Source organism: Nonomuraea sp. NPDC050153, assembly GCF_044460125.1.
In the GTDB taxonomy this organism is placed as follows: domain Bacteria; phylum Actinomycetota; class Actinomycetes; order Streptosporangiales; family Streptosporangiaceae; genus Nonomuraea.
Genome location: NZ_JBITJQ010000016.1, coordinates 131,417 through 155,273, shown reverse-complemented (window position 1 = coordinate 155,273; position 23,857 = coordinate 131,417). Strand labels below are relative to the sequence as shown.

Genomic DNA, 23,857 nt, shown 5'->3' with positions numbered 1-23,857 from the left:
TAATGTAGGAAAAATTGGATCCAAACACATCGTTTCGGGTCTCCGGAACTGCCATGTATCCGGAATGTTAAGGTCTGATGTCCTAAATCCCGGGCGGGCAGCAATCGCCGCTGGTCGCGGACGGATCGGGGATGTCCATTGCCGGGTTCCGGTCGAAGAAGCCGTCCGGCTCGAACACCAGTTTGATCCGGTCCACCGGCATCACCGGCCACTGCTCCGGGCGCGGGAAGTGATGCGTGCCCACGATCGGCCACAGCACCAGTTCCACGCCGTCGAGCGAGCGGTCCTGCCGCTGCCAGACGTGCACGCCGTCCTCTCCGGGCTCGGCGTGGTTGGGGTATTGGCCGCCGACGAAGCGCTCGGCCGGGTCGGCGGGAGTGGCCCACAGGTGCTGGTGGATGAACGGCGCCCGCCTGGCCATCACCGAGCCGGGACGGCCGTAGGAACGCGTCGTGTTGGGCAGCAGCAGGCGGTAGGCGGTCGGCTCGCCGTATCGGTTCGTCCGCGCCGCGCTCTCCACCCGCCAGTGCCTCCCGCTGGCGGGGTCGGTGCGGCGCGCCCCCTGCGACTCGCTCAGCAGCGGCGTGCGGACGTTGCGCACCGCGTTGCCGTACGGGTCCAGCTCGGGGTCGGGTTCGCCCTCGGCGTGCTCCTCGACCAGCCGGTTCAGCGGGCCGTCCACGGCCGTGTCCAGCCGGATGCCGAAGTAGTGCTGGTGTGCGGGGGTCTGCACGTTGCGGGCGACCACCCGGCCGTAGCGCACCTCCTCGCCCTCCTCGATGCCGGAGGCGGACAGCATGCCGGTGAGCTTGATCTCCAGCTCCACGCGGCCGTCCTGGTAGAGCGACCAGTAGAAGCCGTAGTCGTAGTTGGCCACGGTCTGGAAGCAGGAGATGATCAGGCGGCGCGAGCGGCGCACCTGGCTGACGCCGCGCCGCAGGTCGTTGTGCTTCCAGAGGACGCCGTCGTCCTCCTCGTGCATGCAGACGGCCTGCGGGATGGTCCTGGCGGTGCCGTCGCCGCCGAGGTAGGCGGTGTCGAAGTAGTGGATGACGCCCAGGCAGTCGCAGCCCAGGGCCAGGGAGTTGGTCAGCGGGCCGGCGCCGTACTCGCCCCAGTCGAAGAAGTTCTTGCGATATTGGGTGGGGTTGGCGTCGAGGTAGGGGACGTACATCTCGTTGCAGGCGGCCCGTTTGAGCACCGGCCGGTCCTTGAACGCCAGGTCGTAGAGGACGAGCCCCTCCCGGTGCGTGAAGCCGACCCGGAACCGCCAGCCCTGCCAGCTGACCTGCCAGCCGTCCACGTCGAAGCTCGGCCCCTCGGGCTGCACGACCTCCAGCGGCTTCAGCCCCTGGCGGTCCGGGCCGAACCCGCCGGCCTCCAGCGGGCCCGCCTCCTCGGAGACCGGCACGACGCCGTGGTCCTCGACCTCCAGGACCTCCATCGTGTGCATGTCGATGATCGGGATCACGCCCTGCACGGGGCGGACGTAGCCGTTGTCGCCCTCGTGCGTACGGTGCCAGACGGTGCCCCAGGTCAGCCTGCGGTCCTTGTACTTCTCCGGCTCGAAGCCGCCCATCGACTCCGGGTCGATCATGACCAGGGACACGTCGTGAATGCCGCGCCTGGCCATCGCCTCCTTGAACAGCGGACTCTGCCGGCACGCCTGGGCCGCGGCCCTGGCCTCCTCGGAGGTGATGCCGGGGCGCCGCGGGTCGATCGGGCGCCAGTCGAGGCAGCGCGGCTCCTCTCCCAGCAGGACATCGATCTCCCAGGCGGCAGGCCCGTCATGGTCCATGGCGACCAGGCCCACTTTGACCTGCCCCGCGGGGGCCCGGGCGGCGGCGACCTCCCTGGCGAACCCCTCGTCGAGGGTCGCGCCCCAGAAGCGGACGCGCTCTCCGAGCCGGCCGTCGGCACGCGCGACGGCGACGGCGGCGTCGATCTCCGCCGGACTCAGCGGGTCGAGCGGGTGGCCACGGCGCGACCGCCCGCCGCCGCTCGTGTCGTCGCTCGCGTGGCAGCTCATCTTCCGGCACTCCTTGTCATCAAGATGACGGATCCTATTTGTTGTAGAATGGATCCACTTTATGGCGGTTAGCTTCCGAACCGGGTCGTCGATCTTGCTATCGTTGGATCGCTTTCCAGGCCGCGCACGCACGCTTCCGCCACCTTCTCCACCAGCCGGAGGCACCATGGACACCCCTTCGGGCAGGGCCCTCGTCGACGAGACGGCAGCGGCCATCAGGGCCCGGATCATGTCCGGTGACATCCCGATCGGTTCCCAGCTCCGCCAGGCCGATCTGGCCAAGCTGCTCGGCGTCAGCCGCACTCCCGTCAGGGAGGCGCTGCGCCAGCTGCAGACCGGCGGGCTGATCGAGGTGGTGCCCAACCGCGGCGCCGTCGTCCGGGTGCCCTCGCCGTGGGAGGTGCGCGAGGCGTACGAGGTGCGCGCCGAGCTGGAGGGGCTGGCCTGCGCGCGGGCGGTCCGCAGGATCAGCGCCGAGACGCTGGCCGAGCTGCGCGACACCAACGAGACCATCCGCCGGCTGGGCGCCGCCCCGCCCGCCGGCCCCGGGCCGTCGCCGACCACCGTCGCCAACGACCGCTTCCACACCCTGATCCACGAGGTCGCCGGAAACGAGCGCCTGGCCAAGGTGATCAAAGAGATCAACGAGGCGTTCCCCCGCAATGTGTCCGCCCTGGTGCTGCGCGACGACCAGCGCCACCGCGAGGACAACCTCCGGGAGCACGAGCGCATCGTCAAGGCCATCGCCGAGGAGGACGCCGAGCTGGCCAGGCGCGAGATGCAGGCGCACGTGATCAGCGCGGGCGAGCAGCTCGCCCGCTGGTACGAGCGCCGCTCCGCCACCGTCTTCCGCGGTTAGCCCACGCCCATCGCCGCGGGGGCCAGGAACTCCAGGTCCGGACGCTCGGCGCCCATGGCCAGCTCCGCCAGCGCCGCGCCGATCGCGGGCCCGAACTTGAAGCCGTGCCCGGAGCAGGCGGCCGCCACCAGCACCTGGGGCCGCCCCGACAGGGCGCCGACCGCGAACCTGTTGCCCGGCGCCATCGTGTAGCGGCATGAGATCTCCTCCTCGATCGGCCCGTCGGCGGCGGGCAGGAACCGGTGGGCGAGCGCGAGCAGGCTCTGCCGCTCGTCCCTGGTGACCGCGCGCCGGGGGGCGCGGAGGTCGTCGGCGGGGCCGTGGTCGAGGCCGATCTTGACGCCCCTGCCGCCGAACGCGGGGATGCCGTACAGCAGGCCCACATCCGGCACCTCCACCGAGAACGGGCCGAGCCTCGGCGGGGACAGCAGCTCCGGCCGGGACGCGCCGATGTGCACGTTGACGATCCTGACCACCCGCGTCAGCCCGGCGAACTCAGGCAGGAGTTCGGCGGTCCACGGCCCGGCGCACACGACCAGCCGGTCCGTGCGTACCGTGCCGCCGGCCGTCTCGACCCTGACGCCGTCGCCGTCCGGCTCCCAGCTCCGGACGGGGCTGCCGAACCGCTGGTCCACGCCGTACGCGCGGCCCAGCTCGGCCAGGCAGCGCAGCGCGCCGGCCGCGTCGATGACTCCGGCGGCGGGGTCGTGGACGGCGACGAACTCGGGGCCGAGCGCGAGGCCGGGGAACAGCCCGGCGGCCTGTTCGTGGTCCACCGCCTGGCAGCCGGGCCCGCGCAACCCGCCCGGAGCCGTCGCCGGGCGGGCGAAGAGGCCGCCCACCCTGGTGACGAGCCGCTGCCCGGCGTCCTGTTCCAGGTCCGCCCAAGCGTCGTACGCGCGGTCCACGAGCTCGTCCCAGACCGGGGAGGGATAGGCGCGCCGGATCATGCGGGTACGGCCGTGCGAGGAGCCTTCCACGTGCCCGGCAGGGAAGCGGTCCAGGTGGATGACGCGGGCGCCGCGGCGGGCGAGCTGCCAGGCCGCCGAGCTGCCGTGCACGCCGGCCCCCACCACGACCACGTCGGCCCGCTCACCGCCCGCCCCGGCCCCGGCCGTCCGCCGCTTCCGCACGTGCGGCGCCGACGCCGGCGCGCCCGCCCGCGAGTGGCGCGGGCTCGTGGCGGCCAGGTGCGCGAGCAGGGCGTCCACGTCGTCCTCGTCGTTGTACACGTGCGCCGAGGCGCGCACCACGGCGGGCAGCCCGCGCCGCCCCAGGTCCCACTGCCCGTGCGCGGCGGGCACGCTCACCAGGTGGAACCGGGCGGCCCGCAACTCCCGCGCGGTCTGCGCCGGCTCCTGCCCCTCCCGTACGAACGTGACGATGCCGCAGCCCGCTCCCGGCGGGTCGGCGAGCCTGACACCGGGCACCTGCTCAAGCCCGCGACGCAACCGGCCGGCCAGCAGCCCGATGCGCTCCTGGATCCGGTCGACGCCCAGCTCCAGGACCTCCGCCAGCGCCACGCCGAGTCCCAGGCGGAGCGCGTGCGCGGCCTCCCAGGTCTCGTAGCGCCGGGCGCCGCGGACGAGGTCGAAGCTCTGGTCGGCCACCCAGCGCGCCCCCCGCACGTCGGGAGCGGGTGGCCGCATGACCTCACGCATGCGCGGGCTGACATACAGGATCCCCGTGCCGCGCGGTCCGCGCAGGAACTTGCGGCCGGTCGCCACCACGATGTCGCAGCCCAACGGCCCGACGACGACGGGCAGCTGACCGGCCGACTGGGTGGCGTCGAGCAGGACGGGCACGCCGGCCGCCGCCGCCAGCGCGCCGACCTCCGCCACCGGCTCGACCAGCCCCGAAGAGGTGGGGACATGCGCCACGGTGACCAGCGCGGCGGGCGTGCGCAGCGCCTGTTCGAGCGCGTCGAGGTCCACCCGGCCCGAGCCGTCCGTGGGCAGCACCTCGACGCGCACGTCGCGCGAGCCGCGTAGTTCGAGCAGGTGGAGTGCCGAGCTGACGTAGCTGGAGGCCGAGGCGAGAATCCGGTCGCCGGGGCCGAGGCGCAGCGCGGAGACCGCCCGTTGCCAGGCGACGGTGGCGCTCTCGACCAGGGCGATGTCGTCGGGTTCCGCGCCCAGCAGGGTGGCGGCCAGGCCGTACACGCGCTCGGTGCGCTCCCGGGCGGCCTCGGCGGCCTCGTACCCGCCGACGCGGGCCTCCAGGTTCAGGTGGTCGATCACCTCGGCCAATGTGGCGGAGCTGGGCAGCGCGGCACCGGCCGCGTTGAAGTGGTGGGCGTGGCGTGTGCCGGGCGTGTCGGCCCGCAGTGCCACGGGGTCGAATGAGCTCATAGGGCGACGACGACCGCCTTGCGTTCGCAGTAGGAGTACAGGGCGTCGTCACCCAGGTCCCGGCCCAGCCCCGAGTCTCCGACACCGCCGAAGGAGAGAGCCGGGTCGAAGACGTTGTAGGTGTTGACCCACACCGTGCCCGCCCGCAGCCGGGCGGCCATCCGGTGCGCGCGTGACAGGTCGCGCGTCCACACCCCCGCGGCCAGACCGTAGGAGGTGTCGTTGGCCATCGACACCGCCTCGTCCTCGTCCTCGAACGCGATCACGCCCGCCACGGGCCCGAAGATCTCCTCGCGGGCGATGCGCATGTCGTTGGTGACGTCCGTGAACAGCGTCGGCTCGACGAAGTAGCCTGGCCGGTTCGGTACGCCGCCACCGGCCGCGAGCGTGGCGCCCTCGGCGATCCCGCTCTCGATGTAGGACAGCACCTGGCGCCGCTGCTCCTCCGACACCAGCGGGCCGACGGTGACGCCGCCGTCGAGCCCGTTGCCGAGCGGGACCTTCCGCGTCGCCTCGACCAGCCGCTCCCGCATCTCCGGCAGGATCGACCGCTGGACGAGCAGGCGACTGCCGGCGGTGCACATCTGGCCGGAGTGGCCGAAGGAGGCGCGCATCGCGGTGAGCACCGCCGCGTCCAGGTCGGCGTCCGCGAACACGATGTTGGGGCTCTTGCCGCCCAGTTCCAGCGTGAGGCGCTTGGTCGTGGCCGCGGCCGCGGCCATCACCAGCCGGCCCACCGCCGTCGAGCCGGTGAAGGACACCTTCGCCACGCCGGGGTGGCGCGACAGCTCCGCGCCCACCTCGCCGTCGCCGGTCAGCACGTTCAGCACGCCGGGCGGCAGTCCCGCCTCGGCGCAGAGCGCGGCCAGGCGCAACATGGTCAACGGCGTCTGCTCGGCCGGCTTGACGACCACGGCGCAACCGGCCGCCAGCGCGGGCGCCAGCTTGAAGCAGGCCGTCATGATCGGGAAGTTCCACGGCAGGATGAGCGCGGCCACGCCCACCGGCTCCAGCACCGTGTAGACGTGGTGGCCGCCTCCGTCGACGGGCACCACGGTGCCGGTCAGCCTGGTCGCGGCACCCGCGAAATGACGGAACGTCCTGGCTCCCATCGCCGTGTCCGCGCGGGAGCGCTCGATCGGCTTGCCGTTGTCGCGGGTCTCCAGCACCGCCAGTTCTTCGGCGTGCTCCTCGATCAGGTCGGCGATCCGCTGCAGGACGCGGGTACGTTCGAGCGGCGGCAGGCCGCTCCACCGGCGCTCGGCGTGCGCCCGCGCCGCCGCCGCCACCGCGGCGTCCACGTCCTCCCGTGTGGCCTGCGCGACGCGGGTGAGCACATCACCGGAGGACGGGTCGAGCACGCGGAACGTGTCGCGCCGTCCGGGGGCGATCCACTCGCCGTCGATGAGGAACGGTTCCTCGGTGTTCATCGGGCCTTCCTAGATCAGGTCGAAGTACTCGCGCTGCTCCCAGTCGGAGACGTGCGCGAGATAGCGGGCGAACTCGGCGCGTTTCAGCGCCGCGTACCAGGACACGACCTCCTCACCCAGCGAGTGGGTGAAAACGGGGTCGGCGTCGAGGGCGTCGAGCGCCTCGGCCAGGGACCGCGGCAGGCCGCTCGCCCGCGCGTCGTACGGGTCCTCCACGGGCGGACCTGGATCCAGCCGCCGAGCCAGGCCGTCCATGCCGCTGACGACCTGGGAGGCGATGTAGAGGTAGGGGTTGGCGGCGGGTTCACCGGACCTGTTCTCCAGCCGGGTGCCGGTGGGGCCGCCCACCGCTCGTACCATCGCCCCCTTGTTGTCGGCGCCCCACACGACCCGGTCGGGGGCCAGGGAGAACGGGAGGTAGCGCTTGTAGCCGTTCACCGTGGGGGTGGTGAAGACGGTGGCCGCGCGGGCGTGCTCCAGCAGCCCGCCGAGATAGCGCCGCCCCAGCGTGGACAGCGGCTCCTCGGCGCTGGCGGGGTCGAACGCCGGCGTCCCGGTCGCGCGGTCGCGCAGCGACTGGTGCAGGTGCCAGCCGGTGGAGGCCGTCTCCGCGCCCGCGGGGCGGGACATGAACGTCGCGTGGTACCCGTGCCGCCGGGAGATCTGCCGAACCGCCGCGCGGGCCAGCATCACGTCGTCGGCGGCCCGCGCGGCGTCGCGGGCGTGCAGCGTCAACTCAAGCTGGTTGGGCCCGAACTCCAGCTCCAGCGAGCGCAGCGGCAGGTCGAGCCCGGTGAGCCCGCGGTGCAGGAGCTGCACCAGGTCGTCGAGCCGGTCCAGGCCCTCCTCGTGCAGGAGTTGCGAACCGCCGCTCACCGGCGACACCTCGCGTGGCAGGCCCGGCGCGCCCGGCCTGCCCACGTGGTGCGCGCTCATGCCCCCGGCCGTCGAGCGGAACACGTGGAACTCCAGCTCCACGCCGACCGTGAGCTCGTACCCGGCCGCCGCCAGCGCGTCCAACCGGGTTTGGAGCACCCCGCGCGTGCAGAACGGCACCGCCGCCCCGGTGGGGAAACGCACATCACACAGGATCCAGCCGGTCCGCTCCGCCCAGGGCAGCACCCGGAACGTGGTCGGGTCCGGCACGAGCACCACGTCCCCCGCGCCCGCGAAGCCGGCCACGCCCACGCCGGTGTCGGCGGCGAAGACGGGGAAGACCGTCTTGCCCGAGGTGTCCTTGAGCAGCAACGACGAGGGTGCGGTCACGCCTGAGCGGAGCGCGGCCGGTACGGCGTCCCTGGTGAGGGTCTTGCCGCGGAGCACCCCGTGCTGGTCGGCGAAGGAGAAGCGGATCAGCTCAAGGCCCAGCTCGTCGATGACCCTGCGCATCTGGCCGGCGGCGGCGTACTGGCGATCGTTCCACAGCGCGTGCCTGGCGATGTAGCCGTCACGGTCGCCGGCGAGCATCGGCCGGGCGCGCTGACCGTCGCCACCTTCGGCGACCGGCCGGGCGTCGGCGCTACGCACGCGCGACCCCGGGCGCGTCAGCCCCGGGCGCATCCGCGTCGGCGTCCGGAGCCGGGGGCGTGTCCGCCGCCCACGGGGAGCGGGAGCGGCGCTCGGCCTCGCGTTCTCGCCAGGCGGACTCCCAGCCATCGGCGGGGGCGACGGTGTCGATGGCGAGCGGACCGGTGAGCCCGCGCGCGGCGGTCCCGTCCAGCGGCAGTCCCGGGAGGGGCTTCCCGGCCTCGGCGGCGTCGATGGCCCTGAGCAGCAGCCGCCGGTTCGCGGTGACGGCGCGGTCGGACACGCCCAGCCGTTCCACGGTCCTGTCCTGGATCGGGCCCATGCTCTCCACCGCCCACTGGTCGTGGACGTTGATGTCCAGACCCATGCCGGTATAGGTCAGGTCACGCTGCTCCTGGGGGTCGAACCCCCAGTTGTTCGATCTGTTGCGCAGGGGCCGGTAGTCGGGCAGCGACACCTCGCTCAGCCGCTGCCGGAGCAGCGTCTCCTTGTCGGTCGGCTCGTCGAAGTCGTAAAGGATCATGTACCAGTAGTGGTTCTCGTCATCGATCGGCACGTGCCACTGGCAGAACGCCTTGCTGTTGCCGAACGGCACGACGAACGCGTTGGGAAAGACCAGGTTGGTGATCCGTACGTGTTTGATCGCGGCGGTCAGCCGGCGCAGCGCGAACACCCGCAGCCCATGCGCGTCCACCTCGACCTCGATGTCGGGCCGGTAACTGTCGCCGACGAGCTTGGACAGCTTCTGCCCGGTGCCCTCGACCTCCTCGCTGAACTGCTGCCCGTACGCCTCGCGCGGGTCCTCACCGACGAACCGGTGCAGGAAGGAGACGTGGCTCGGGTCGATGCCGCCCTCGACCCCTTGCAGCCAGTTGCACTCCCACCAGCCCTTGAAGGCGAAGGTGTACTCCTCGGGCGCGCTGAAGCAGTCGTAGGCGGGGAACGGCGGCGGGTCGCCGGCCCCGAGATAGGCGAAGACGATGCCGTTGCGCTCCCGGCACGGGTAGCTCGGGATGCGCACCTTCTCGGCAAAGTTGCTGTGCGCAGGTTCGGCGGGCTGCTCCAGGCAGCGGCCGTCGGGCCCGTACAGCCATCCGTGGTAGAGACAGCGCAGGCCCCCGTCTTCGTGACGGGCGAAGGCGAGGTCCACGCCGCGATGCGCGCAGTACCGGCCGACCAGTCCCCAGCCGTGGCCGTCCCTCCTGAACAGGACGAGATCCTCGCCCATGATCCGCACAGGCTTGACCGGGCGGTCGGCGGGCAGCTCCGAGACCAGGGCGACCGGCTGCCAGTAGGACCGCAGCAGCCTGCCGAGAGGCGTGCCGCGGCCTGACCGCGTGACGCGCTCGTTGTCCTCGCGCTTCAACATGGCATCTCCTCAAACGCGCATCCGATCTCCTAAACTTTGGATCCAATCCCATCAAAACGCAACCCCAAAAACCACTTTTCGGACAACAACTAGGCCCATGGCGGCTGGCGGTGCCGCGTACCCCGGCCGGAACCCTGGCTCACGCTCAACGAGCGCTTCGGTTTCGAGGCGACTGTCCATGGCGCGCGTCTCGCGTCTCGACGCCACCCCGCCAGAGCGAGGGGCCGTTCGCCTCGGGACACGGCAGGCAGTGCGGGTGGGGGTGGCGGGAGGGTGATGTCGAGATCGGTGATGGTGCGGCTGTGGTCGGGGCTGCCGACGCCTGACCGCTGCATGGCTGGCTAGCGTCCGGCCTCCGACGGACGGTCACCGGGCTCCCAGCCCTTGGCGTACAGCTCCTCGATCGGTCCGAACTCGATGAGGTTGCGGCGCGAACCCGCGATCAGCCGGCTCGTCACGAAGATTCCGATCGCGATCAGGACGGCGCCCAGGACGGTGGCGTCCGTCAGGAACGCGGCGAGCGTAACCGCGGCCAAGGGTCCGAGCAGCACGGACCCGGCGATTCTCCAGCCGCGCTTCCTCCTGCACCGGCGGCAGCGCGGCACGTGGACCGTGACCGTCCGCCAGGTTATCCGGGTCTGGTGGTACGCGGTCTCGCGGTTGACGTCACCGTGCATGGGCAGTTTCAGCGCGCACGCCTTGTCGGCGTCCTGCCCGCAGAAGAAGCACGAGGCGTAGGAGAGGTTGTCGCGGATGATGTCGACGTTCTCCTGCACGCGGTCACGGACCGATTGCGTGTTCGCCAGGGTGAGGGCGGGCTGGAGGAGGTCCAAAGATCGCTGGTACCCCTTGGCCGCGTTGACGTAGGCCACGACGCAGCCGAGAACCGTCAGGGCCATGTCGTCACCGGCGTCCCGCACCACCCGGTGATCGTCGGGCAGCACGCTGGTCACTACCCTGAGAAGGGGCTTGGCCTCGTCGAGGAACCGTTCGGCCAGCTCGTCCCCACGCCCGGGGGCCGCTCTGACGGCCTGCCCCGCGTTCTCGCACAGCGTCCTGATCCTGGACTTCTCGTGCTCCACCGCGCCGTGCAGGGCCTCGTCGACCAGCTCGGAGGCGAATCCGGACGCACGCATGCCGCTGACGTGCCCGCGTGAGTCCTCGAACCGCCCGTCCCGTGCGGCCGCGACCGCCACTTGGGCGTTGATCGCCAGCAGAGCGGCAGGCAGATCCTCGCGCATCCGGCGGACCGTGCCGGCGCTCAGCCGCGGATCGTCGAGCTCCTCGGCCCGTGCCCGCATCAGATCCCAGAAGGAGTCGTCGGCGATCACCTTGGCCCAGCACTTGTACGCCCGCTTCCACAACCGCATGGCGTCGGCGTCCAGCCTGTCCGCGTCGAGTGCCCAAACGTGTGACAACACCGCGATGTTGTGCACCGCGATGGCCTTGGCGGGCCGCTTCTCCGTGCGCTCCCACACGCGGAGCGCGTCGTACGGCTCGCCCTTGAGCAGGGCGGCCATGGCGGCGTCGGTCTCGCCGCCGGCCAGCGGCCACAGCCAGAACAGCTCGTCCACCAGCCGGGACACCGGATCCCTGAGCCGCTGTGCGGCCCGTTGCCGCGCGTCCTCGTCAGGGGGTCGCGCGGGCGGCAGTATCCCCTCGCTCGCGCCGGACCTGCCGAGGCTCTCCATGAGGCGCAGTTTGTCCGTGTGCCGCCGGATGTCGCGTGTCGTCGCGCGCACCGGGAGCCCCGTGATCCGGAAGGCGTTCTCCCGGTACAGGTCCGGCCTCAGGCCCTCCAGCGTCATCCGGCGGCTCCGGAGATCCGCAGGGTGACCGTACGGTTCCGAGCGTCGTCGCGGTAGGGCGGCATGGCCCCGCCCAGGGACGACAGCGCGAACCTGGTCGTGGGGACCCGCGACGTCGTGCGCAGGATCTCGCGGACGTAGGTGGCCCTGGCCAGGCCGAGGTCGGTGTTGCTGACGTACTCGCCGCCCGGCAGGAGCGCGGCGCGGTCCGTGTGGCCGACGACGGCCACGTCTATCTCGTCGGCGTACGGGCGCAGGCGCCCGCCCAGGCCGTCGAGCACGGTACGGCCGCGGCGAGTCAGCTCGGTGCCCCGGCTGAACAGGGCCTCTTCGAAGACGATGAAGATCTCCCCCGGCGACCGCCTCACCCGGATCCCCGGCACGTCGAGTCTCATGCGGGCGAGCACGTCGGGCTTCTCCGGCGGCGAGATCGTCACGACTGCCGGCGAGGCGGCGGCCTCCTGGCCCGTCGGCAGGGCTGCGGGCCGCTGGGACATCCGCAGCCTGGCGGTCTCCAGGCGGATCTCGACGAGCAGGACGAGCACCGCACCTGTGACCAGCACCGCGCACGTGGCGAGCAGGCCCTTGCCGAGCCTGCGCCGCCGGGCGGCGGGGCGCATGGCCGCGATCCGCCGCCGCCCGGCGGCGATCTCCGCCCCGCCCGGGGCCAGCCGCTCCGCCTCGGCCCAGCACCGGTCCGCCCGGTCGAGGTCGCCCTGCTGGGCGTGGATGCGAGCCAGCAGGTCCAGCGCGGTCACGCTGGGCTCCCCCTGGAGATCTTCCAGCAGCTCCACGGCCTCGCCGTGGCGGCCGCTCCGTGCCAGGGTCCTGGCCTGGGCCAGGACCAGCTCGCGGGTGATGGAAAGGGACATGGTCACCTGCTTCATGACCCGCGTACGACGGTGCTGGACAGATCGAGCGGTGGCGGCGCGGGCAGCATGCTCTCCAGCTCGCGGTTCACGTCGCGCACCGTCCTCATGTCGCCCCGCTCCATCGCCTTCCTGCCGGTGTCGATGAGCTGGGTGGCCTCGCGCCTGTCACGCATGTCCGGCAGCAGGCTCCGGAGATGGTCGAACCGGATGCGAGGGAGCTCTCCCGTCCTCTCCAGCACTTCCGCCGCCAGTCCGTACAGGTCGTCGACACGTCTCCTGAGCAGGTCGGCGTCATGGGCGTTGATCGCCTCCCGCATCGCGGATTCGAGCGTGGTCAGGGTCCGCTGGTCGTTCAGGTCGCCCATGCTCAGCACGATGTCCCGGACGTCGGCCATCGTGTCCTTCGCCCCCTGGACCAGCTTGGGCCACTCCACCATCTCCTCGACCTCGTCGATGGCGACCTGGAGATCGAGCAGACGCTTGCCGCACTCCGTGGCGGCGTTCGGATCGGCGCGGGCCGCGTCGACCAGCCGGTCGAGGTCCTTGGCGGTCCCCTCCGCGTCGATCCGGGCGAGCAGCGTCTCGGCCCTGGCGTCGCCGAGGTCGCCGGCCTCCGTGCGCAGCTCGTGCAGCCGGTGCTTTTCCGCACGCACCTTGCTGTTCAGCTCGTCGTGCGTGGGAGTCGTCTCGGTACGCAGATTGACGACGTGCTCGAACTCCTCGTCAAGGAGCGGGATGTAGGCACGGGCGACGACCAGCCGGGATTCGTCGACCACCACGGAGAACTCCACCTCGCTGCCCGCCGGCACGTCACGGGTGACCTGGCCGGGATCGATCTGCAACCGGCCGACCCGCCGGTTGCGGTCGGCGCGCGAATGCTCGCCCTCCACGATCGGGATGCGGATGTAGCCCTCGACACGGCTCCTGCTGAGCGCGATCGTGGTGCGCAGCGTGTGCCTGCGCCGCGCCGGGAGCGGCGTCCCCCTCGGGAGCAGCCAGGCCACGCCGTGGTCCTCCAGCCATACGCCGATCGCGTTGGTGAGCGTGGGTTGGGAGTCGACGGCTCCGACGGTGTAGGTCAGCCGGTCGGGGGTCACCTTGCGCCGGGTTCCCGAGCCGTCGGTGAGCTCGACGAGGAACGTGTTGGCCCGCCCGCGCTCGGCCCACAGCGCGGTGGTGAACGTCCCGTCGGCGTCCAGCGCGATCTTGCCGCTCCGCCACTCCGGCCGGGCCTCCGCGTTGACCAGCTCGATCGCGAACCCCGCCGTGTCCGCCCCCGACACCCGGCCTCCGACGAGCGGCTCGGTGTCCGCCCCCACCGGCTGGTAGGCCAGATCCACCACGTACTCGCCGGCGGGCGGGACGGACAGCGGCTCCATGGCGTCCAGGCGTTGGGTTCCGGCGAAGATGGCGGCGCCCGTGGCGACGGCCGTGATGGGGTCCCTGCTGTGGTCGAGCGGGATCCCGAGCCCCTCCTGAGGGCCGGCAAGCCGTTCCCTGAGGTACGGCGACAGCGTGGGGCCGCCCACCAGCAGGACCTTCTCGATGTCGGCCGCGCCGAGCCCGCGCTCCTCCAGGGCCTTCTTGCAGAGGTTCACCGAGCGCACGATGAGCGGCTCGGTGATCCGCTCCAGCTCCGCCCGCCCCAGGTCGTAGAAGAAGTCGATGTCGTCGCCACGGTCGTCCTTCAGCAAGAGGGAGATCGACGCGGACTCGCTCCGCGACAGCTCGATCTTGGCCTCTTCCGCGGCCCGCTTGAGCTGGCTGATGGTCGCGAGCGACCTCGGGTTGCCCCGGCTGAGATCGGCGAAGCGGTACTCCCTCGTCAGGGCCGGGATGAACAGCTCCTCGACGATCTTCCAGTCGATCAGCTTCCCGCCAAGGGTGTTGTCGCCCCGGTGGTTGACGACGGTGAACTCGCCGTCCCTGATGTTGACCACGGCCGCGTCGAACGTCCCGCCTCCCAGGTCGTACACCAGCCAGAAGGCTTTGTCCGCCGTGCTCTGGAACCCGTACGCCAGCGCGGCCGCGGTGGGCTCCTGCAGCAGCGGCGCGTGCTCCAGCCCGGCGAGCCTGGCGGCCTGCTTGGTCGCCTCGCAAGCGCTCAGCTGGAAGGCCGCCGGCACCGTGATGACCGCCGCCCGCAGATCCTCGCCGGTCCGCTGAGCCACGTCGCCCTTCAGCGACTTCAGCACTTCGGCGGACATCTCCTCCGGCGTCATCGACCGGCCGCCGGCGGCGAAGACCTTGGGCTGGTCTGTCATGCCCATCCTGGCCTTGAACTCGATGCAGGTGTTCTCGTGATCCAACTCGCTGCGCTTCTTGGCGACGTCGCCGACGTGGAGCCGTTCGGCGCGGTCGATCCAGATGGCGGAGGGGGTGATCTCTGATTGGCGGTTGTTCTTGACCACCTCGACGTCGACGCCGTTCAGCACGGCGATCGAGCTGTTGGTGGTACCGAGGTCGATCCCGTAGCCGATCGTGGTTCTGGTCACGGGGTGGCTTCCTTCGCGACGGGGTCGGGGGTTCCCACGATCACCTCTCCTCGCTGAATCACCTGATCGTTCAGGTAGATGCTCGGCCGGATGGTCTCCACCACCCGGTCACGGTCGAGTCCGGGCGCGGGCTGGTAGGACAGCACCTCGATCGCGAGCCCCGGGTCGAACGGGTCGTTCGAGTGCTCCTGGATCGTGATGCCGGCCCGGGTGAGGGCATCCCAGGCCATCTCCAGGTAGCGGGTCACGGCCCGCGTCTCCCCCGGAAGCCGCCGCACCCGGCGATCGAGCCGCCAGATGCTCGTCACCACCTCGGCCACCGAGCGCCCGGGGAGAGCGTCATCGGGAGTCTCCGCGGGCCGGTCCGTCACGAGACGCTCGAACGCCACCAGGGCATCCTCGGGCCAGGCCGCGGCGTGGATGCGGAATTCCCTCGGGTGACGTAGCTGCCGTACCTGCGCCCTCACGGAACTCAGCAGTGCCAAGTCCACACGTCCCTTCCCGCTCGATCGCCGCTGATTGACGCAAGGTAGCGCCACACGTTCGGGACCGGTCCCGGCTTGTGTCCGACTCCTCGATCTCCTCCTTCGACGAGCCCGGCGCTCATCGTTCTCGACTGTGGGGCGTCAGCGTGTGTCACCGCGGCCGCCGGGCATGCTTCGAGGTCGTCGGGGCTGGAGACCCGTTCAGCGGCTCGTCAGGTGTGGGCCGGCTGATCCTTCGGCAGTCGAACGCGAATGTCCTTCCCTGGTGGTGCTGAAGCGGTGATGGCAAGGTCACAGGCCGGTCATGCGTTCGAGGTGTTCGGGGTAGCGGCCACCCTGGATGTCGATCTTGGCGGCGGCGGTCTCGATATGTTCGAGGTCGTCGGCGGTGAGCTCGACGCGGGCGGCGGCGATGTTCTCGTCCAGGCGCTCCGGCCTGCGGGTGCCGGGGATCGGGACGATCCACGGGTGCTGGGCCAGCAGCCAGGCCAGGGCGATCTGGGCGGGAGTGGCGCCCTTGCGCCGGGCGATGGCGGCCAGCAGGTCGACCAGCGCCCGGTTCGCCCTCCTCGCCTCGGGGGTGAAGCGCGGGATGCTCGCGCGGATGTCGGCGCCGGCGAACGTGGTGGCCGCGTCGACGGTGCCGGTGAGGAAGCCCTTGCCGAGCGGGCTGTAGGGGACGAAGCCGATGCCGAGTTCCGCCAGGGCCGGCAGGACCTCCTGCTCGGGCCTGCGCCACCACAGGGAGTACTCGCTCTGCACGGCGGTCACGGGCTGGACGGCATGAGCGCGGCGGATGGTGGCGGCGGCCGCCTCGGACATGCCGAAATGCCGGACCTTGCCGTGCTGGATGAGCTCTTTGACCGCTCCGGCGACGTCCTCGATCGGCACCTGCGGGTCGACGCGGTGCTGGTAGTACAGGTCGATCACCTCGACGCCGAGCCGCTGGAGGGAGCCGTCGACGGCCTGCCGGATGTGCTCGGGCCGGCTGGACAGCCCGCTCTGGCGGCCGTCGGCGTCGAAGGCGAACCCGAACTTGGTGGCGATCACGACCTGATCCCGTACGGGGGCGAGCGCTTCGCCGACCAGTCGCTCGTTGAGGAACGGCCCGTAGACCTCGGCGGTGTCGAAGAACGTGACGCCCCGCTCCACCGCCGCCCGCACCAGCGCGATCATCTCCTGCCGGCTGCCCGGGTTGGGGCCGTAGCTCTGGCTCATGCCCATACAGCCCAGGCCGATCGCCGAGACCTCGAGGTCGCGTCCCAGAATGCGCTTGTCCATCGTCATCTCCTTCATTGATCAATCACCGCTGCCGGCAAAGCCGGCCACCTGCCGTGGCAGCGGCTGGGTGGCGTTGGTGGTCGGTCCGGGCGCCGGCCCCGTCCGCCGTATGCGCGTGGACCGCAGCAGCCTCGCGCGAGGCGGCGGGACTGCTGCTGTCAGACAGCCCCTGCTTCCTCGATGATGGTCTTCAGCTGGGTGACCGCGCTCATCGCGGTGGGCCAGCCGGCGTAGAAGGCCAGGTGGGTGAGGGCCTCGACCAGTTCGTCCTTGCTCAGGCCGTTCTCCAGCGCTTTGCGCAGGTGGAAGCCCAACTGCTCGGTGCGATACAGCGCGGCCAGGGCGGTGACGGTCATCAGGCTGCGGTCGCGTGCCGACAGCCCGGGTCGCTCCCACACGTCCCCGAACAGCACCTCATCGGTCAGCTCGGCCAGCTTCGGCGCGAAGTCGCCGAGTCCGCTCTGGCCGCTCGCGGGCCGCGGGCTCCCCGTACTCTGCGTCATGTTTCCGTCTTTCGATAGGTGTCTGGTGAGGCTCGGGGAGACGGCGAACGGCAGGCGCACCCCCGGCACCAGCCAGCAAACCGGTGATGAGACAGCCCAGACAGTTCCTGCTGTTCCCTGTACCGGCAGAACACCCCACGGCGCCAAAACCGCGCCTATCCTGGGAAAACATGGACAACCGCAGTGAGGTCCGCGAGTTCCTGATCTCGCGGCGAGCCAAGATCACCCCGCAGCAGGCGGGCCTGCCCGTCTACGGAGGCAACCGGCGGGTGCCGGGGCTGCGCCGCGAAGAGGTCGCCATGCTCGCCGGCGTCAGCGCCGAGTATTACGCCCGCCTGGAGCGCGGCAACCTCAGCGGCGTATCCGAAAGCGTGCTGGAATCCCTGGCCCGCGCGCTGAGGCTGGACGAGGCCGAACGCGCCCATCTGTTCGATCTGGCCCGAACCGCCAACGCCGGCCCCCGCGCCCGCCGCCGTCCCGCCCAGCAGCAGATCCGGCCCGGCATCCAGCACCTGCTCGACTCGATGACCGACGCGGCCGCCTACGTCCGCAACGGGCGCCTGGACATCATCGCCGCCAACCGGCTCGCCCGGGCCCTGTACGCGCCTGTCTTCGACGACCCGGCCCGGCCCGTCAACCTCGCCCGCTTCCGCTTCCTCAACCCCCGCGCCCGCGACTTCTACCCCGACTGGGAGGAATCTGCCCACACCACGGTGGCCTTGCTGCGTACCGAAGCCGGCCGTGACCCCTACGATCGGGCCCTGACCGACCTGGTCGGCGAACTCGCCACCCGCAGCGAAGAATTCCGCGCCCTGTGGGCCGCGCACAACGTCCGCCTGCACCACACCGGCGTCAAGAACTTCCACCACCCCGTCGTCGGGCACCTCAGCCTGCCCTTCGAAGCCATGCCCCTGCCCGCCGACCCCGGTCTGACGCTCACCGCCTTCAGCGCAGAGCCCGGGACCGCGGCCCACGACACGCTCACCCTCCTGGCCAGCTGGGCCTCCACCGTTGACGAGAGCGAACCGGCCCAGGAAAACGACCGGACCCGCTCGTCGAAGGCCTGATCCGCGCCGGCCATGAACCGTTCCCCGTCAGCGCTGCCGTCCTCGACCTCCTTCGTCAGCCGCGGCCCCGGCGGCAGGCCCGGCTCGGGGCCCTGCGGCGGACCACCCAGCCAGACACTGATCGACGCACCGGGCGGGCCCGGTCAGAGAGCAGGCATGTCGCCCGCACGGGCGGTGTAGCGGGTTGCCGGAGTGGGACGGTTGCCTCCTGAGAGAAGGACGGATTCGGCGGCGTCCAGGGCGTCCAGGGCGGCGGCCTGGTCCTGCAGACCGGGGGCGCAGACGGTCTCGCCCAGGCGCAGCCCGGCCAGGCTGGCCGAGGCCACGTCCACAGGCGACATGGCCCAGGGGATCTCGCGGCCGGCGCCGCTGTTCCAGTCTGTGGCCACCACGCCGGGGCACACCACCTGGGTGCGGACCGGGGTGCCGGCGAGTTCGCCGGCCAGCGTGCGGGTGAACGCCAAGGTGGCGGCCTTCGCGGCGACGTACAGGGTGCGCCGGGGCATCCGCGGGTCGCCCTGGCCGGCGCTGAAGGCCAGCAGTGAAGCGACGGTGACGATGGTGCCCTCGCCGGCGGCGAGCATGCCGGGAAGCGCGGCGCGGACCAGTGTGCGACCTGCTCAGCGCGCAGGCCGCCGTGCTGGAGCACAACATCTCCACCGAGGTCGCCATCCGGCACAAGTACGCCGCCAAGCATTCCATGGAGACACTGGTCCAGTTGGTCCTGCGGCACCTGCCCGAACTCGGCGCCCAGGGCGCGCCCCGGATGGTGGAAGTGACCCTGCTGATGGCCACCACGGCCTGGCCGTGCAGCCGGCCGTCAGAGGCGATGCTGGCCGCCTACGCCTCCGAACCGGCACTGGCCGCCATGCGACTCGACTTCACCGAGGTGATGCGCCGGACGGTAGAGGTGACCATCTCCGGGCTGCTGGCCCGCCAGGAAGAGCCGGCGAGCGCGAGCCCGGCTCCCTGAGGTCGGGTCGCCCGAGGGGATCTCGCCCTCGGGCTCCCCCGGATCCCGGCCGGCGATTCCGCGCCGGCGCCACCACGGCATGCTGGGTGGATTACCGCCGGCCGACCGTGATGATGACGCGCTGATAGTGCTTCAGCGCAGGGGTGCCGTCGTCCTTGACCTCGAGGATGAGATGGATGGTGTCCCCGGGGGCGGCGTCGGTGGGGACGGTGACGGAGGCAACGGGCCTGTCCGCGCCGTCAAGGGTGACCGTTCCCGCGTAGGTGTCGGCGTCGGTGTACTGCCACCACTTGTACGACAGCCGGTCGCCGTCAGGGTCCTTGCCCTTGCCCCGAAGGGTGATCGTGGAGCCGGGCCGGGCGGTCAGGTCCAGGCCGGGACGTACTGAGGCCTGCGGATTGTGGTTGGCCCGGGAGTAGGAGGAGCTCACGCCCCAGTCGGCGCGGGCGGCGAAGTCGTTCTGGAGGTCCTCGACCCAGCGGGTCTGGGGGTAGTAACGGTCGGCCGGGTTGGTGGTGTGGGGGTTGGCGTCGGTGGTGTCGAGCCAGCCGGAGGCGGTGGGGGCGAAGCGGCCGCCCCATCCGCCATAGGTCGGGTTTTCTGATGATCTCAGGCCGTTGAAGTTCAGCAGGTGCATGAACGCCGGGGAATCGCCCTCGGAGATGAAGTCGTGGACGTCGTAGCCGAGGTTCTGGTTGGCCTGGCTGGCTTCGGGCCTCCAGCGGTTGTTCTGGTCGTCGCCCGGGGTCGGGTTGCCGTCGCGGTAGGTGCGGTACTGCTTCAGCAGGTCGCCGTGGTCGTTGAGGAAGTTGCTCTCCAGGTACGGCGCGCGCAGCGTGTACTGGAAGGGCTGCGGCACGGTCGGCTTCCAGAAGTAGGCGAAGCTCCAGAACTGCGACTGGTTGTCGATGACCTTCACGTTCGGCCAGTTGGGCCGGATGTAGTCGGCGAGGGCGGAGTCCTGGTTGAGGATGTTGTAGATGACCAGCTTGTCGCTGACCTTGCGCTGGATCGCCGGCCATCGGCGCGTGCCTTCGTACTGCTCCTGGATCGACTTCAGCGCCCGGGCGAGGGTGTTGAGCCCGCCCCACGTCTGTACGTAGACCGGGCCGGGCTTGTTGTCGAGGATCACCTGCTTGATCCATTCGGAGCCTTCGGTGACCTTGGTCATCTCGCTGACGTTCTCGACGTTGCCGATCTTGTAGAGGGAGCGGAGCTCGGCGGGCGTCGGGTAGCCCTGGGCGTGCTTGCGGAGGTTCGGGTAGAGGTGGGCGTACAGGTCGATGTAGTGGTTGACCCACTCGGTGCCGGTCCAGCGGAAGGGCGGAACGGCCGCGCCGTCGCCCGCCCAGTGGAATCGGGAGCTGGAGTAGACGATGCCGGCGATGTCGAACTCGTTGGCGTAGTAGAGGAAACGGATGAACGAGTCCATGTCGTCGACCTCACCGTCCTGCGTCACGATGACACGCGGCTTGACGTCGTGCGCCCAGGTCGCCGGCGCTGCGGTGGTGGAGGCGGAGGTGAGGGCGGCTTCGGAGGTGGCGGGCTCGGCGTGTGCGGTTCGGGTGAGGGTGGTCGCGGCCAGGGCGGCCATGGTGGCGATCGCCAGGCGACGCGCACGGGCGCGCGGGGGGTTGGACATGATTCTCCTTCGATAGGAGCGATCCACTGGGAAGGTGGGCCGTGCGCGCATCGGGCGCACGGCCGGCTGAACGGAGGAGAGGACGCCCACGTTGTTCTGATCGTCGCCGGCGTCGACGTTCAGCTGGGTGAACCAGTCACCCTCGATCTGCATCGCCGACTTGCCGGAGTTGAACATGGCGGCCGCCTTGCGTCCAGGGGATGCCGTGATGGCCGCCGTACTGGGTGAACGCGGACAGCGTGGCGGAGTTGAACCGGTTGTTCCACTGGTACTGCTGGCAGTACTTGCTGAGGTCGAGGCTCACGCCCGACTTGACCAGCTCGCCTCCGAGCCCGGGACCCGCCCAGTTGCAGGAGATGTCCGGCCCCGAAGTGCTGCCGGCGGTCGTGCGCAGTGCGTCCTTGTGGGCGTCCACGGCTCGGAACCGCAGGTCCACCTTGATGTTCGGGTTCTGCTTCTCGAAGTCGGAGACGATCGACTTCAGCGCGTCGGTCGCGGTGTCGGCGTTCTGCGTGACCATCCACCGGCTCGGCATGACCTGCCCCCCGCCGGCCGCACCGGTCATGTCTTCTACGCGACCGCTGCATGCGGGCAGTAGCAGCACGGAGACTGCCGGCGCCGCGACTTTGCTCAGGGTGTTCATGTGCGTCTCCAAGAGCGGGGAGAGGAGCATTGTTAGATATTCAGTGGCGACCGGCGAATGCCATTGAGGGCCCATTCGGGCATGCAAACGCCGCCGAGACGACGTTTCCACCGGTCCAATGGTCGATGGAAAAACATGGTAAGGAGTTGAATTTCTATTCAATGCCGCCTTGTTATTCAGTCGGAATGTAACGTCGGCGACATGCGGGCGTCAAGAAGCCGGCGTGCAACTGTTCGTCGACACAAATTCACTGACGGGTCGTAGCGTTCTAAATGCACCCAGTCGCTATGGAATGGATATTCAATTCGATGATGCCGATGCTTCCCCCTGATCCGGCGCGAGCGGCCGCCCATCGCAAGACGGTCGAGCGCATCCGAGCAGCGGCCCGGGGACACGGCCGCCGCCCACCTTGGCCCAGTGCGGCTTCTTCGCCTCGGCGGAGCTGGACATGTTCATAGGCTGCCAGCGCGAGGATGTCCGCGCGGAAGCCTTGCTCGTTGAACCAAGCGAACGTTCCGGCCGCCTCCTCGCCAGCACGAAACAGGGATGAACTATAATAAGTCATCACTTAGGCCCCGCACCGACTTGCCTGCTTTGTCGACGCTCCATAACAAGACCCGTAAAAGCGAAGTCTCCAGCGGCCAACTGGAGTTCCTCGAATCGTCGGTCCTGCTCGTGGCGGGTACCGCCGTCCGGGCTCTGCCGGGCCGGTTCCGGTACACGTTCGCGCTGCTCGTGCCGGGCCTGAGCCTGCTGGGCGGGCTTTCCGGCCACGGATCCGTCGACGATCTGCCGGCCGGTACCGTCCAGGGCAAGATCCCGGTTCTCTTAAGCCCAGAATGCCGGCATTCATGGCATTGAGTCTCGGCCGGCCCGGTGGTGCCCTCCCTCTCCTCCCTCGGGCGCCGCACGAATGTGATGGGCGGTCGCCGGCCGCCGGGAGCGGCGCTGCCCCGCCCCTTGCCTCGTGGTGACCGACTGTCACAGCACGGCCTGCCGGCTCAGCGGTCACAGTGAATCCGCTGGTGGCGGGGGCTCAGTGGACGACGTCGATGTCGATGCCGAGGGCTGCGCCGCCGTCGATGACAGTGGTGCGGCAGGCACTGCCGGCCCGGCGGCCCGACCGCGATGCTCGGTGTGCACACGAACCGCGTGATGGGACATCACCACCGTTGGTGGCGGCAGCGTCAGGGGGTCTCGTAGATGCGCACGTCCGGAGCCCCGTTCAGGTAGGGCCGCAGAGCGGTGACGACGTCCTGGGTGAACAGCTCGGTGGACAGGTACGCCTGCGCGTCGGCGGTGGCGGCGAACCCGTGCAGGACCTGCACGTCCTCGTCGCGAACCAGCAGTTCCTTGCTCGTGGCGCCCGCGACCGTGTCCAGGAACGGCTGCTTGTAGCGCTGGTAGACGCCGGCCGCGGCGGCACGGTCATCCGCGCTGACGTCCAGGGTGATCTGAAGGTAGGCCATGGGGGTCCTCGTTTCGGGTCCGAGTGCGGTGGCCACGGCGTGGGCCGTGACCATGCGCCGAAGCTATGCCCGAGGCCGAGCGGCCGGTAGCGCGGCGATGCGAATATCGCTATATCTGACGGTTATCGCTGAGTGAGGCGACGAGCCGGCTCAGGTCGGCTGCGTAGCGAGAGGTGGGGTCCCACACGGCCTCGTAGAACAACTCGACCGGCAGGCCGTCGTGGACCAGCGGGCGGGCGGTGAGGCCGGTGTCCGACACCTTGGACTCGGGCAGGATCGCCGTGCCCAGGCCGAGGCCGACCCACTGCTCGAGGACCTGGTAGCCGCCCGCCTCGCCCGGGTAGGCGCGCAGCGGCAGGTCGTGCCCACAGAACAGCTGGGTGGTGAACCGGGTCAGGCCACACGCGTCGGGGACCAGGATGAACTGCGCGTCTGCGGTGTCGTTGAGCTCGACCGCCGACGACGCCTGTGCGTGGGTGTCGATCACGACGACCGGCTCGGAGTGGATGATGCGGTGCTCGAAGCGGGGCAGCGGGTTCACCGACGGGATCAGGATGATGTCGAGATCCCCTCGGTGAGCGCGTCGTGCAGGTCGGCCATGTTGGCCTCCCGCAGCACCAGATCCCCCGGGACCGGCAGCCGGCGGACGGCGCTGAAGGCTCGGGCGACCAGGTCCGGGCTGATCAGCGGGGACACGCCCAGACGGATGCGCGGAGCCTGCGGGTCGGCCATCCGCCGCGCCTCGGCGGTGATCGCATCCAGCGCCGACAGAGCGGTGTCGACCAGCGGGATCAGGCGTACCGCCTCTGCGGTCAAGGTCACCCCCCGGGTGGACCGCTCGAACAACCGCACCCCGAGGCGCTCCTCCAGCCGGGCGACCGCGTTCGACAACGCAGGCTGCGTGATCCCGTGAGCGCGCGCGGCCGCCGAGAACGACCGGGCGTGCGCCACCGATCGCGCATACCGCAACGCCTCCGGGTTCAACCGCTCAGCCATAACCGGAGGTTATCACCCGATTCACGCCGCCCACCTACCCGCACCAAACGGCCGGCCA

21 protein-coding genes are annotated in these 23,857 nt (G+C 70.6%); 4 read left to right on the top strand and 17 right to left on the bottom strand.

Going from position 1 to position 23,857, the window contains the following annotated elements; translation table 11 throughout:
- Positions 1–82: 82 nt before the first annotated feature.
- Positions 83–2,029: a primary-amine oxidase gene (locus ACIBQ1_RS33890; protein ID WP_397283378.1), complete on the bottom strand. Its 1,947-nt coding sequence runs from the start codon at positions 2,027–2,029 to the stop codon at positions 83–85.
- A 166-nt stretch (positions 2,030–2,195) separates the two neighbouring features.
- Between ACIBQ1_RS33890 and ACIBQ1_RS33885 the strand changes: the two genes are divergently transcribed.
- A complete protein-coding gene (locus ACIBQ1_RS33885; RefSeq protein WP_397283377.1) occupies positions 2,196–2,888 on the top strand; it encodes a GntR family transcriptional regulator in 693 nt (230 codons plus the stop codon).
- On the opposite strand, the gene ACIBQ1_RS33880 is transcribed toward ACIBQ1_RS33885, so the two are convergent.
- The 10 genes from ACIBQ1_RS33880 to ACIBQ1_RS33835 all read right to left on the bottom strand — a co-directional run bounded on the left by ACIBQ1_RS33880 (position 2,885) and on the right by ACIBQ1_RS33835 (position 17,009).
- Positions 2,885–5,239 carry an FAD-dependent oxidoreductase gene (locus ACIBQ1_RS33880; RefSeq protein WP_397283376.1) on the bottom strand — a complete coding sequence of 785 codons (2,355 nt, stop codon included), beginning with the start codon at positions 5,237–5,239 and terminating at the stop codon, positions 2,885–2,887. The two genes, ACIBQ1_RS33885 and ACIBQ1_RS33880, sit on opposite strands and share 4 nt — an antisense overlap.
- Positions 5,236–6,669: an aldehyde dehydrogenase family protein gene (locus ACIBQ1_RS33875; RefSeq protein ID WP_397283375.1), complete on the bottom strand. Its 1,434-nt coding sequence runs from the start codon at positions 6,667–6,669 to the stop codon at positions 5,236–5,238. Before ACIBQ1_RS33875 ends, ACIBQ1_RS33880 begins: the two co-directional genes overlap by 4 nt.
- Before the next feature lie 9 nt (positions 6,670–6,678).
- On the bottom strand, positions 6,679–8,196 hold the full coding sequence (locus ACIBQ1_RS33870) for a glutamine synthetase family protein (protein WP_397283374.1): 1,518 nt from the start codon (positions 8,194–8,196) through the stop codon (positions 6,679–6,681).
- Positions 8,189–9,565: a Rieske 2Fe-2S domain-containing protein gene (locus ACIBQ1_RS33865; protein WP_397283373.1), complete on the bottom strand. Its 1,377-nt coding sequence runs from the start codon at positions 9,563–9,565 to the stop codon at positions 8,189–8,191. The genes ACIBQ1_RS33870 and ACIBQ1_RS33865 overlap by 8 nt, the downstream gene beginning before the upstream one ends.
- Positions 9,566–9,906: 341 nt before the next feature.
- Positions 9,907–11,373: a hypothetical protein gene (locus ACIBQ1_RS33860; RefSeq protein ID WP_397283372.1), complete on the bottom strand. Its 1,467-nt coding sequence runs from the start codon at positions 11,371–11,373 to the stop codon at positions 9,907–9,909.
- The gene (locus ACIBQ1_RS33855) at positions 11,370–12,245 is read right to left on the bottom strand and encodes a hypothetical protein (RefSeq protein WP_397283371.1); all 876 of its coding nucleotides are present in this window, start codon (positions 12,243–12,245) and stop codon (positions 11,370–11,372) included. The genes ACIBQ1_RS33860 and ACIBQ1_RS33855 overlap by 4 nt, the downstream gene beginning before the upstream one ends.
- Before the next feature lie 11 nt (positions 12,246–12,256).
- Positions 12,257–14,740: an Hsp70 family protein gene (locus tag ACIBQ1_RS33850; RefSeq protein ID WP_397283370.1), complete on the bottom strand. Its 2,484-nt coding sequence runs from the start codon at positions 14,738–14,740 to the stop codon at positions 12,257–12,259.
- A complete protein-coding gene (gene grpE, locus ACIBQ1_RS33845) occupies positions 14,737–15,129 on the bottom strand; it encodes a nucleotide exchange factor GrpE (protein ID WP_397283369.1) in 393 nt (130 codons plus the stop codon). Before grpE ends, ACIBQ1_RS33850 begins: the two co-directional genes overlap by 4 nt.
- A 387-nt stretch (positions 15,130–15,516) precedes the next feature.
- Positions 15,517–16,506: an aldo/keto reductase gene (locus tag ACIBQ1_RS33840; protein WP_397283368.1), complete on the bottom strand. Its 990-nt coding sequence runs from the start codon at positions 16,504–16,506 to the stop codon at positions 15,517–15,519.
- Positions 16,507–16,664: 158 nt separating this feature from the next.
- Positions 16,665–17,009, bottom strand: coding sequence for a carboxymuconolactone decarboxylase family protein (locus ACIBQ1_RS33835; RefSeq protein ID WP_397283367.1), 345 nt, complete (start codon positions 17,007–17,009; stop codon positions 16,665–16,667).
- A 170-nt stretch (positions 17,010–17,179) separates the two neighbouring features.
- Between ACIBQ1_RS33835 and ACIBQ1_RS33830 the strand changes: the two genes are divergently transcribed.
- A complete protein-coding gene (locus ACIBQ1_RS33830) occupies positions 17,180–18,076 on the top strand; it encodes a helix-turn-helix transcriptional regulator (protein WP_397283366.1) in 897 nt (298 codons plus the stop codon).
- A gap of 143 nt (positions 18,077–18,219) precedes the next feature.
- On the opposite strand, the gene ACIBQ1_RS33825 is transcribed toward ACIBQ1_RS33830, so the two are convergent.
- On the bottom strand, positions 18,220–18,660 hold the full coding sequence (locus tag ACIBQ1_RS33825; RefSeq protein WP_397283365.1) for an SDR family NAD(P)-dependent oxidoreductase: 441 nt from the start codon (positions 18,658–18,660) through the stop codon (positions 18,220–18,222).
- Positions 18,661–18,683: 23 nt separating this feature from the next.
- Between ACIBQ1_RS33825 and ACIBQ1_RS33820 the strand changes: the two genes are divergently transcribed.
- Entirely contained in the window at positions 18,684–19,049 is a 366-nt protein-coding gene (locus ACIBQ1_RS33820; RefSeq protein ID WP_397283364.1) for a hypothetical protein, read from the top strand.
- A 91-nt stretch (positions 19,050–19,140) separates the two neighbouring features.
- Here the strand turns inward: ACIBQ1_RS33820 and ACIBQ1_RS33815 are convergent, their stop codons facing one another.
- Positions 19,141–20,868 carry a nucleoside hydrolase-like domain-containing protein gene (locus tag ACIBQ1_RS33815; protein ID WP_397283363.1) on the bottom strand — a complete coding sequence of 576 codons (1,728 nt, stop codon included), beginning with the start codon at positions 20,866–20,868 and terminating at the stop codon, positions 19,141–19,143.
- Positions 20,828–21,256, bottom strand: coding sequence for an extracellular solute-binding protein (locus ACIBQ1_RS33810; protein WP_397283362.1), 429 nt, complete (start codon positions 21,254–21,256; stop codon positions 20,828–20,830). Before ACIBQ1_RS33810 ends, ACIBQ1_RS33815 begins: the two co-directional genes overlap by 41 nt.
- Positions 21,257–21,880: 624 nt before the next feature.
- Here ACIBQ1_RS33810 and ACIBQ1_RS33805 point away from each other — a divergent pair.
- On the top strand, positions 21,881–22,195 hold the full coding sequence (locus tag ACIBQ1_RS33805; protein WP_397283361.1) for a hypothetical protein: 315 nt from the start codon (positions 21,881–21,883) through the stop codon (positions 22,193–22,195).
- A 326-nt stretch (positions 22,196–22,521) separates the two neighbouring features.
- On the opposite strand, the gene ACIBQ1_RS33800 is transcribed toward ACIBQ1_RS33805, so the two are convergent.
- From ACIBQ1_RS33800 to ACIBQ1_RS33790, 3 genes are all read right to left on the bottom strand, one after another.
- Entirely contained in the window at positions 22,522–22,803 is a 282-nt protein-coding gene (locus ACIBQ1_RS33800) for a hypothetical protein (RefSeq protein WP_397283360.1), read from the bottom strand.
- A gap of 109 nt (positions 22,804–22,912) precedes the next feature.
- Positions 22,913–23,344 carry a LysR substrate-binding domain-containing protein gene (locus ACIBQ1_RS33795; protein WP_397283359.1) on the bottom strand — a complete coding sequence of 144 codons (432 nt, stop codon included), beginning with the start codon at positions 23,342–23,344 and terminating at the stop codon, positions 22,913–22,915.
- Between the two features lie 8 nt (positions 23,345–23,352).
- Positions 23,353–23,799: a LysR family transcriptional regulator gene (locus ACIBQ1_RS33790; protein ID WP_397283358.1), complete on the bottom strand. Its 447-nt coding sequence runs from the start codon at positions 23,797–23,799 to the stop codon at positions 23,353–23,355.
- Positions 23,800–23,857 lie beyond the last annotated feature (58 nt).